Origin of the sequence: Stenotrophomonas sp. (genome assembly GCF_031995405.1) — a bacterium.
GTDB lineage: Bacteria > Pseudomonadota > Gammaproteobacteria > Xanthomonadales > Xanthomonadaceae > Stenotrophomonas.
In genome coordinates, this window is sequence record NZ_DAMAGC010000148.1 from 1 (window position 1) to 9438 (window position 9438).

The 9438-nt window shown below is 66.9% G+C and carries 10 protein-coding genes; 7 read left to right on the forward strand and 3 right to left on the reverse strand.

Features of this window, described 5'->3' with window-relative positions; translation table 11 throughout:
- Both RTO53_RS18020 and RTO53_RS18025 read left to right on the forward strand, forming a co-directional pair.
- Positions 1–649 (forward strand): XVIPCD domain-containing protein (locus tag RTO53_RS18020; protein ID WP_345784549.1); only part of this gene is annotated, 649 nt, incomplete at its 5' end.
- Between the two features lie 126 nt (positions 650–775).
- Complete coding sequence (locus RTO53_RS18025) at positions 776–1918, forward strand: YncE family protein (RefSeq protein WP_312239088.1); 1143 nt, start codon at positions 776–778, stop codon at positions 1916–1918.
- A gap of 57 nt (positions 1919–1975) precedes the next feature.
- Here RTO53_RS18025 and RTO53_RS18030 read toward each other — a convergent pair whose 3' ends face one another.
- Positions 1976–3631, reverse strand: coding sequence for a hypothetical protein (locus RTO53_RS18030; RefSeq protein ID WP_312239089.1), 1656 nt, complete (start codon positions 3629–3631; stop codon positions 1976–1978).
- A 138-nt stretch (positions 3632–3769) separates the two neighbouring features.
- On the opposite strand from RTO53_RS18030, the gene RTO53_RS18035 reads away from it, so the two are divergent.
- From RTO53_RS18035 to RTO53_RS18045, 3 genes are all read left to right on the forward strand, one after another.
- Positions 3770–4798 carry a hypothetical protein gene (locus tag RTO53_RS18035; protein WP_312239090.1) on the forward strand — a complete coding sequence of 343 codons (1029 nt, stop codon included), beginning with the start codon at positions 3770–3772 and terminating at the stop codon, positions 4796–4798.
- Between the two features lie 498 nt (positions 4799–5296).
- The gene (locus tag RTO53_RS18040; protein ID WP_312239091.1) at positions 5297–6109 is read left to right on the forward strand and encodes an alpha/beta hydrolase; all 813 of its coding nucleotides are present in this window, start codon (positions 5297–5299) and stop codon (positions 6107–6109) included.
- Positions 6110–6129: 20 nt separating this feature from the next.
- Positions 6130–6303 carry a hypothetical protein gene (locus tag RTO53_RS18045; RefSeq protein WP_312239092.1) on the forward strand — a complete coding sequence of 58 codons (174 nt, stop codon included), beginning with the start codon at positions 6130–6132 and terminating at the stop codon, positions 6301–6303.
- 19 nt (positions 6304–6322) lie between these two features.
- Here RTO53_RS18045 and RTO53_RS18050 read toward each other — a convergent pair whose 3' ends face one another.
- On the reverse strand, positions 6323–7165 hold the full coding sequence (locus tag RTO53_RS18050; RefSeq protein WP_312239093.1) for an SAM-dependent methyltransferase: 843 nt from the start codon (positions 7163–7165) through the stop codon (positions 6323–6325).
- Positions 7166–7369: 204 nt separating this feature from the next.
- On the opposite strand from RTO53_RS18050, the gene RTO53_RS18055 reads away from it, so the two are divergent.
- Positions 7370–8251 (forward strand): hypothetical protein, encoded by an 882-nt coding sequence (locus RTO53_RS18055; protein WP_312239094.1) that lies wholly within the window; start codon positions 7370–7372, stop codon positions 8249–8251.
- Between the two features lie 144 nt (positions 8252–8395).
- Complete coding sequence (locus RTO53_RS18060; RefSeq protein ID WP_312239095.1) at positions 8396–8878, forward strand: transposase; 483 nt, start codon at positions 8396–8398, stop codon at positions 8876–8878.
- A gap of 270 nt (positions 8879–9148) precedes the next feature.
- On the opposite strand, the gene RTO53_RS18065 is transcribed toward RTO53_RS18060, so the two are convergent.
- A partial coding sequence (locus RTO53_RS18065) for a hypothetical protein (RefSeq protein ID WP_312239096.1) occupies positions 9149–9438 on the reverse strand: 290 nt, incomplete at its 5' end.

Consider the following 9438-nt stretch of genomic DNA (forward strand, 5'->3'; position numbering starts at 1 on the left):
CGCAGATACGCCTACTGACGACCAAGACCTCGAGCGATCTGGGTTCGCCTTGCACGAGACGCGCCCAGTTCGATTGTCGTCCAACGATCTACCGGCCGCGAAACCCGCGCCACAAACTGCCGGGTCGGATCACACCCCCCTGGAAGGTGGCGTGTGGGCTCCAACCCAGCAGGATGCAGAGCGAAACCAAGCGTGGCCAAGCAAGCCAGACCACCCAGACTATCCACTCTTCCAGCAGATACGCGGTGGCGTAGCGGCCGTCGATGCCGAGTATGGGCGGACCTTCGATGCGACCAGCGAACGGATGTCGGCAAGCCTGTTCGTACTCGCAAAGGGCAACGGGCTGACGCGGGCAGACCATGTGGTGATGAGCAGCGCAACGGCCACGTCCCCCGAGGCAGAGTTCGTCTTCCTGGTAGAGGGCGACATCGGCGACCCCGCAGGCCGGCGTGCGTCGATGCGTACCCGGCAGGCGTTGGAGATGCCGGTGGAAGAGGCCATGCAGCAGTTGGAGGCGCAGAATCAGGAACAGCAGCAGTTGCAGGCACAGCAGATGGAGCAGCAGGCCCAGGGGCAGCAGGCGCAGTTGGAGGCCAACGCACGCGTCATGACCCTGGATGGCGACGGCGGGGGCGGCGGCGGAGAATAGCGGCCCAGCTGTTACCATAGCCCCGCCAGCCAGCCCTTCCCACACCGTCTCTGCGTGTGGATGGCCGCCCCCAGCGGCCACGCGAGCCAAGGATCTCTCTCCTCTGCCTCTCACAAGGACGCTCGCATGCACCCACGTTCCCTCCTCCGTTCGGCCACGCTGGCCCTCGCTGTCAGCCTCACCCTCGGCGCACCGTCGGCCTTCGCCATCGGCAAGAACACCGCGTCTGCAGCCACTGAAACTGCCGTCCAGCGCAAGCCGGTGGCCCAGGGCCTGTACGAACTGGCCTTCAGCCCGAAGCAGAACGCCGTGTTCGTCGCCTCCTCGGGCGGCTTCGGCGATGCCGCCGGCCCGGCGCAGGTGCTGCGCCTGAACCCGGAAACCCTCGCCATCGAAGCGCGTATCCCGCTGGAGCGCAAAGGCTTCGGCGTGGTGCTCGACGACGCCGGCGACCGCCTGTATGTCGGCAACACCGTGGACACCTCGGTCACCGTGGTCGATACCGCCGCGAACAAGGCCATCGGCACCGTGCAGTTGATGGAGAAAGTGGTGGGCAAGGATGGCAAGGCGTCCTACACCCACGACCTGCGCGAACTGGTGGTCGATGCGCCCAACCACCGCCTGTATGTCACCGGTCACTCCGGCGACGGCAGCGTGTTGTTCGTGGTCGACACGCAGACGCTGAAGGTGATCAACACCATCCCCGGCCTGGGCAATGCCAAGGCGCCGGGCCTGGCGCTGGATGCCAAGGGCAAGCGCGTGTACACCTCCAACCTGCTGGCCGAAGTTGTCACCGTCGGCACCCACAGCGGCAAGGTGGAGAAGCGCTTCAAGGTAGGCGCCGAGCAGCCGATGAACATCGCGCTCGACCCGGCCGGCAAGCGCCTGTTCGTCACCGACCAGGGCTCGGAGATGATCCGCAAGTACCAGGCCAGCAGCTCGGGCTTCACCTCCTCCCACCCGGGCCAGCGCGTGCTGGTGATCGACCGCGGCACCGGCAGGGAACTGGCCAGCATCGCCACCGACGCCGGTCCGCTGGGCATCCTGCTGGATGCACCGCGCAAGCGCCTGTACGTGACCAACCGCGACGGCGGCACCGTCACCGCCTACAACAGCGATACCTACACGCCGGTGGCGACCTACGCCGTGCCGACCCACCCGAACAGCCTTGCGTTGGATGCCAGGAACAACGTGCTGTACGTGACGGTCAAGAATGGCGACAAGGATGCAAAGGGCAGCGAGGAGTCCGTGGCACGGATTGCGTTGTAAGGGCGTCGGATCGTCCAGGCAGATGCGGCGCTTCAGGCGCTGCATCTGCCCCGAGGCTTATTCCGCCATGTTCACGGTACGGTCGCGCCGCATTTCCGGCATGTCCGGCAACTCCGGCGGCTGTACGCCGTGGGCAAGGACTTCGCGTACCTGATGTTCTTCACTGTAGAACGCACCCGCACGCTGGCGCGCATCGGCAATGTAGTCCTGCATCAGTGCGAACTGCTGGTGGCAGGCCTCGGGCATCAGGTCGATGGCAGTGATGTGGCGCGTGCCGTCGCGGGAGAACGCCACCGATTCGATCTGCGCTACGCAGACGGCGACGCGCAGCGGTCCGAACCGGATCGCCTTCTCGGCCAAGGTGCCGTTGGCACCCACGACACTTCCGGCCACGCGCTCGGCACGGTGGTAGGTGCCCTGGTAGCTCATGCGATACAGCGTGGAGGTGAAGTCGACCCGGTTCCAAAGCTTGTGCGCCGAGGCCAACGCGAACTGTGCGGAGGATACGAAGCCCAGCGCGATCAGGCCGACCATGGCCGCGCCACTGCTGCGCGCGTAGATGAACGCGAACAGCACGCCGCTGATGCCCAGCAGCAGGCCCAACAGGCCCAGACCCAACAGCGGCCGTTGTGTGGGCGAGCCCCATGCTGCCTGGAAGGCACCGCGAAGCGTTGACGCGCTCTGGTCAGCGCGGGCCACGGGCTCGGTCTCGCACATCAACAGGCCGTTGTATTCATCGCGAAGTACGTTGTGGTCCTTGGCGTATGCCTTGTGCGGCCAGGGCATGCGCGTGTGCCAGCGCTCCAGAAGCCCACGGGTCAGGTCCTGCATGGCCACATCTTCGCGGGTGAGATGCCGCGCGCCGGAAGACGCGTAGTGCCGGGTCTGGGCGATCAGCGCCACGATGAACAGGGCGCTGGCGATCAGCGCGCTGCCCAGGACCGCGATGGTGGGCAGCACCACCGTGGCCGTGGCGAAAGGCGGTGAGGGAATCTGCAGCGGCGACAGGGTAATGGCCAGCGGCCCGGCGATGGACATCAGCAGCAGGCTGACCAACGCCGTCCACTTCGGCTTGGGCAAGGGCTTGGCGTTATCCGGCTCCATGGTGCCCTTGCGGATCGCGCGCAAGGTGGACATCGGCTTGAGCACGATCACGGCCACTGCGAAGTAGAACGCAGCCATCCACGCGAATGCTGCCGGTTGCGCGAACAACCAGGCCAACATGAAGCTGGCCAGCAGCGCGGAGAGGTACACCGCACGCTGCAGCTGGATCTCTGCATGCCGGCGCAGCGTAGCGGGCGCGTGGCTCAGCGGCGGCACCAGCCCGTACAGCATGTTGAGCAACGGATCTGCGGGACGCTCACGGTTGAAGATACCGTCATTGATCACCTTGAGCAGGTAGTCGTTGCGATTGACTGCGTCGGTCGGCACGGCGATCTCGCCCGCTTCGCCCTCACGCAGGGTGAAACGGAAATAGCGCATGGCCATGCCGATATGCAGTCCGCCCATCAGCAGCATCAGCACACCGATGCTCAGGCGGCCCACGGCCCCTACGCCCATACTGCGCACGGTGTCGGCATTGGTGATGCCCAGCAGCAGTGCGCCGGCGAAGACGAAGCAGACCGCGCCCAGGACCAGGTGCAGCGTATTGGGCAACCGCATCGGGTTGACCGTCACCTCGCTGTTGGCCGCTGTGCCGTATTCCTTGCTCATGACTGCTCCTTGCCCGAAAAGGTCTGCGTACCGACCTAGCGGCCGCTGCAGGCAATTCTTGAGTGCGCAATCGACGGGCTCGGTCATAATCGCTCCCTGCTCCCAAGCCCCGCTACCGCGCCCAGAATCGAGACCAGGATGTCCAACACTCTCCCGCGCGTTACCCAACCGCTTTGCTCCGAACTACGCACCCGGCTCGAGGCGGATCTACGCTTTCAGCAGGACACCGGTACCACGCTGCTGCGCTTCGCCATCGGGGTGGCGCTGGTCATCACCGCGTTCGCAGCCTGGCTGGGCATGCGTACCAGTGGCGCTGCCCCGACGCTGGTTCCCACGTTCGTTGCCGCCGCCATCGGGGTGGTCGCGATCATCATCGCCGTCGTCCATCGGCATCTGCGCACGGCATCGCTGCGTGCGGTGCTGGCGTCCGGCCAGGTCATCGTGGTGGAGGGCCGTCTGGACGCGGCGCAGATCCTGCCTGCCTCTGGCGGTCAGGGCCGCGCCTATCTGGTCGATGGCCGATCCTGTCCCGTAGTGGAAGAGTCACCGGGCAGCGAAGAGCTGCTGGGCTTTGTCGGGCACCAGATTGTCGGCCCCGCCGCTGGCACGCCCATTCGTCTGGTCTTCAACGCGGTCCGCCCCGGACATCTGCTGCAGGTGGAATACCCAACCCTGCACCCACAAGCCGTCGAGGTCGCACCCATGGTCTCGCGTGACTGGAAGCGCTTGATGGCACGCCCTCGCGCGCTGTTGCAAGCCGCCGCATGGTGGGGCGGGGCGATGGTGCTGGCCTTGGTCGTGCTGGCTTTCCTGCCGGGCGTCAGCCGTGGTTTCAGTGCCTGGCTGGGTATCGGCCTGGTGGTGATGATGCTCTGGGTGGTGCTGCTGTGCCTGCCTGCGCTGCGGATGTGGGGGCAGCGCAAGCTGGTGATGCGTGAGACGGTGTCCGGGCCGATCCAGGAGGTGATGCAGGCGCGCACGCGGCGCGGCCGACAGGGTGTGGAGAGCGCACAGTTCGTGCGGGTAGGCGGGCGCTGGTATCGGCAGGCCATAGCGGGTTCGCTGGCGGGGCAAGCGCTGCCGACGCTTGGTAATGAACTGACCTTTGCCTACGCGACGCTGGGTTCACGGAGAGTTTCGCTGCAGGCTTCCGCGTTGTCGCACTGATGGGAAGCCACGCAAGGCGGGGCTGTGGCGGACGCGGTAAGGCAAACCGGCGCTGCTCATCCGGCCGGCATGCTGGATGCGCAGCACCTTGCCGATCTGCCCGCCAGGCAGCCGACGCATCGCCCGGTCTGCCCTGCAGCCCGCAGCGCCGCCCTCAGCGCGGCCCGTGATGCCGGATGCACGCCCACGCCATGCAACAGCAAGGTACGCGCAAGTCCGCCGCAGGCGATGCGGGGAATCGCCAGTACGACGGGGGCGGTGGCGCGTGGGTATAGCGGGCGAAGGTCCATCCGAGCCGGCTCATGGAGGCGTTGGTACGGATGCCACTATGGCCAATGTCCGTCTCACGGATTGAGACCGTGCAGGCAATGTGTGGACTTGGTGAAGTGCTCAGGCCTGTGCATGCGATGTCATTGCTGCCGTCCGGTTTTTCACGGAATGGGCAGCCGCACTTGCCTAGTATCGGTCATTCCTTTCCCATCGCTCGAAGGATTGCCCATGGCTGCTTCCCACGTTCGTCTGCACGTTGAAGATACCGGCGGTACCGGCCGTCCGGTGGTGCTCATCCACGGCTGGCCGTTGTCGGCCGAATCCTGGAAGGCGCAGATCCCGGTGCTGAAGGATTCCGGTTACCGCGTGGTGGCCTACGACCGACGCGGCTTCGGGCGATCGGACAAGCCGGCCGACGGCTACGAGTACGACACGCTGGCCGATGATTTGGCCGGGGTGCTCAACGACCTCGACCTGAAGGATGCCACGCTGGTCGGGTTCTCGATGGGCGGCGGCGAAGTGGCGCGCTACATCGCCCGCCATGGCGAGCAGCGCCTGCACAGCGTGGTGTTTGCATCGGCCGTGCCGCCGTACATGCTGCAGACCCCGGACAACCCCGAAGGCCCGCTCACCCAGGCCAAGGCCGATGAGATGCGCCAAGGCCTGGAGCGCGACCGCGACAGTTTCTTCGACGGCTTCACCAAGGACTTCTTCAGCGCCAAGGGCGTGCTGAAGGTCAGCGAGAAGCAGCGGCAGGAGGCCATCGAGCTGTGCAAGCAGTCGGACCAGACCGCGGCGCTGGGCTGCATGAAGGCCTTCGGGACCACCGATTTCCGCGGCGACCTCAAGAAGGTGACGGTGCCCACGCTGGTGCTGCACGGTGACAGCGACGGCACGGTGCCGTACGAAGGCTCCGGCAAGCGCACGCATGCGGCCATCGTGGGCAGCGAGGCGGTGGTGCTCAAGGACGCGCCGCACGGCTGCAACGCCAGCCACCCGGAGCAGTTCAATGCGGCGCTGGTCGCCTTCCTGGCGAAGTGACGCTGCGTTAGCATCCGGCCATGCGCCAGACCCGAACTCCCCCGTGGAAGAAGCCCAACCCCAACGGCGGGAAATCCTCGCCGTTGTCGCCGGCGCAGAAAGACGCCGCGCGGCAGCGTGCCGAGGAAAACGGGCGGGCCTATCCGAACCTGGTCGACAACATGTGGGCGAAGAAGCTGCCGCGCGGTGATTGAGGCGTGGCGTCCATTGTCCTCAACGCCTGACCGCCAACACCCCATCCATCGCCAGCTCCGCCCTGAACCCAGCCTTCTCCAACCGCTTGGCTACTTCCCGCGGCACATCGCGGCCGCTGGTGAGCTTGTTGGGAGCGCCGGTGTAATGGAACATGCGCCCGCCCTTGCGGATCACCCACGCCAGCTGGTCGTAGAACACCTGCGAGTAAAGTTCGCCGGCGATGCCGAACCGCGGCGGGTCGTGCAGGATGGCATCGACCGAGCTGCTTTCCAGCGCCTCGATCGCCAGCGAGACATCGCCCTGGGTCAGTGACAGCCGGCCCCCACTGCTGGCCGCGTCCGGGTCCGGCGACCACGGGTTGAGCGTGCGCAGCCAGAGCACATCCGGGTTCTTTTCGAACGACTGGATGCGCGCGACGCCGCCCTCCAGGCAGCATGCGGCGAAATAGCCGAGTCCGCCGCAGGTGTCCAGCACGGTCTTGCCCGATGGCGCGATCAGCGCCACCTTGCGTCGCGCATCCTCGAACGGCGACACCTGCGCGCTGGGCAGCATCTTGATGCCGTCGATCTCGAAGGTCGGCGCGTCCCAGTCGGTCGGCACCAGCTTGATCAGCGCCGAGCCGAACCGGGATACCGCCAGGAACTCCTCGCCATCCCAGTAGTACAGGGTGCGGTCGCGGGTCTTGCCGGGGTAGTCGTAGCGCTCGCCCTTCCACAGCCAGTGGTCGGCGGCCAGCGTGGCGGTGCCGGTGGAGCGGCCAAGATCGAGCGAGCCGGTCCACTCGCCGGCGCCGGCATCGCGGGCGCGGGTGAGGGCTTGGGCGAGCGGAAGGGTCAGCAGGGGACCGGTGTAATGGGGCACGGGAGTCGGGTACACCCCGCCGTGAGGCGGCCGGGTGACAGGCTAGTCAGGGGTGGGCATCGTACCTGACCGGGCGGCAATGCCGCCTGACAGCGGCCGGCTGTCATCGGGCACCGCTATAGTGCGTTCTGGCCGCTTGCCGGTTGCCGGCCGTTTCCGTGGTCGGGCAGGGCACGCGGTTCCATCGTTCTCCAGGAATGCGAGATGCACCGGACCATGGAAACTCCCCGCCGCCGCTTCGGCGCCTTGCCGCGCCACCGCGCCATCAGAATCAGGCTGGCCCTGGATGCGCTGACCGGGCTCGGCAGCCGCTGGCGCAGGCTGTTGGCCATGATGGCTCTGCTGGCGCTGACCGCCTGCAACGCCCCGCATCCGCCGCCGCAGGGGACCGCGCTGCAGGATGTGCGTGCGATCGAGATCCGTTACACCTACTCCGGATGGGAGCGCGCCGAAGAAGTCCATCGGTTTCGCCCGGGCGAGGGCCGCCGTACCTTCGTGCGTCGCTCCCAGCTGGACACGGACCACAACGGGCCGGTGACCACCGACAGCATCCCGTCGCAGCGTGTAGGCGAACTGCTGTGGGCGCTGTCGGCGCCCGCGTGGACGCGCGAGCGCGCCGTGGAGGAGGTGGCGCGCCGGGTGCGGCCACGGGAAGTGTTGAGGGGTGCAACGGCGTCGGCCTCGACCACGGTGCCGGCCTGCACTACCGCGCAGATCGAGGACCAGATGCACCGCCTGCTGGGGGGCGCCCGGCTGCGCGGGGTGCTGGAGGACTACTACCTCGGTGGCGGCTGGACCGACGATTCTCCGGTGATGCACGTGGTCATCGAATACGGGAATGCACCGCCACAGGTGCTCGGTTCGCGCTCGCAGAAGCTGATGATGTTGCCCTGGACCGAGGGGGAAGCGTCGGCCGATTCGGGCGCCGCGCCACAGAACTGGTCGGTGCCGGTAAGCCAGGCGCTTCGTCGGTTGCTGCCGGAGGCGTCGAAGGCTGCCGCGCGGTTGGATGCACGCGAGGATATCGGCTTGAAGGGATACATTTCGTCCCAGGCCAGGACGAACTGCGAGGCGCAGCACCGCTGACCGGCGGGGTCGTACCTGCGCGCGCTGTTCCCGTCTCCCTACATCGGGTTGAGCCATCGCCGATGCAACGTTGAGCAGCAGTCCGATACGCACTTCAGGCGCGGGCTGATCGCGGTCAGGGGATGGGAATCGCACACTGCGCCCATGCCCTACGATCACCGCCCCTGGCAGCCCGGCAATGCGTACTTCTTCAGTGCGCACCTGCGTGATCGACAGAGCCGCCTGCTGATCGAGCAGGCCCAGGGCCTGCGCCTCGCGTTCCGGGTGGCACAGCTGGCCCGTCCGTTCCGGATCAACGCGATCGTGGTGCTGCCCGACCACCTGCATGGCGTGTGGACGCTGCCGGAGGGCGACGACGACGGTCATCGGCGCTGGACCCAGATCCAGGCGATCTTTGATCGGCAGCTGCCGGGCATGCCTCCGCGCGCCGTGCTGCGCCGCGACCGCACGGCACGTCCGCTATGGCACAGCGGTTTTCGGGAGCACCGCATTCTGGATGCGGAGGACTTCGATCGGCACGTGGCCTACGTGCACCAGAACCCGGTCAGGCACGGCCATGTGCGCGAGGCGGCCGAGTGGCCGTACAGCTCCATCCATCGCATCGCCCGTGGGGACGGGCCGTGTTGAAGTACGGGCCTGCACTGCCCGTCTGTGCGCGCCTGCGGGTGGGCTGTTGCAGGGGATGGGTGCTGGCGTTGCCGCGTGCGTGCCATGCGCGGTCGGCAGTGCGGGAGAAGGGCAATGGCGGCGGGTACGGGGAGTTGCCCGCCGGCCTTACTGCGTCGCCTTTCGGTGGGTCATGGGCACCGGAAGGAACGCGTAGCGTCCACCCGCATTGCCAGGGGAGCCGCTGATGCGTCGCCGGCAGCTGCACATCCGCGGCTCGCCGGCCTGGACTCAGCCGCAGCGCACCTTGAACACCGGTCCGGCGCCGATCAGGACCAGGGCCATGTAGTCGCTGTCCTTGTCCTTGCCTTTGAGCGTGGCACCGGGATTGAAGTGGAAGATGCCGAATCCGCCGTTCGGGCGCACCAGCGCCTTGTCGATCTGGTCGGCGTCGTCCTTGAAGAAGCGGGCGATGTCCGCGCGCGAGGACACCTGCAGGACGGTGTCGTCGCGTTGCCACTGTTCGTCACGCTGGAACGCCACGTAGTACTGGCCCTGCTGCTGCTCGATGCGGAACTCCG

What these genes read in the sequence shown, in the direction of transcription:
- RTO53_RS18025 (WP_312239088.1), top strand. Translation starts at nt 776, where the DNA reads ATGCACCCACGTTCCCTCCTCCGTTCGGCCACGCTGGCCCTCGCTGTC.
- RTO53_RS18040 (WP_312239091.1), top strand. Translation starts at nt 5,297, where the DNA reads ATGGCTGCTTCCCACGTTCGTCTGCACGTTGAAGATACCGGCGGTACC.
- RTO53_RS18035 (WP_312239090.1), top strand. Translation starts at nt 3,770, where the DNA reads ATGTCCAACACTCTCCCGCGCGTTACCCAACCGCTTTGCTCCGAACTA.
- RTO53_RS18030 (WP_312239089.1), bottom strand. Translation starts at nt 3,631, where the DNA reads ATGAGCAAGGAATACGGCACAGCGGCCAACAGCGAGGTGACGGTCAAC.
- RTO53_RS18045 (WP_312239092.1), top strand. Translation starts at nt 6,130, where the DNA reads ATGCGCCAGACCCGAACTCCCCCGTGGAAGAAGCCCAACCCCAACGGC.
- RTO53_RS18060 (WP_312239095.1), top strand. Translation starts at nt 8,396, where the DNA reads ATGCCCTACGATCACCGCCCCTGGCAGCCCGGCAATGCGTACTTCTTC.
- RTO53_RS18055 (WP_312239094.1), top strand. Translation starts at nt 7,370, where the DNA reads ATGCACCGGACCATGGAAACTCCCCGCCGCCGCTTCGGCGCCTTGCCG.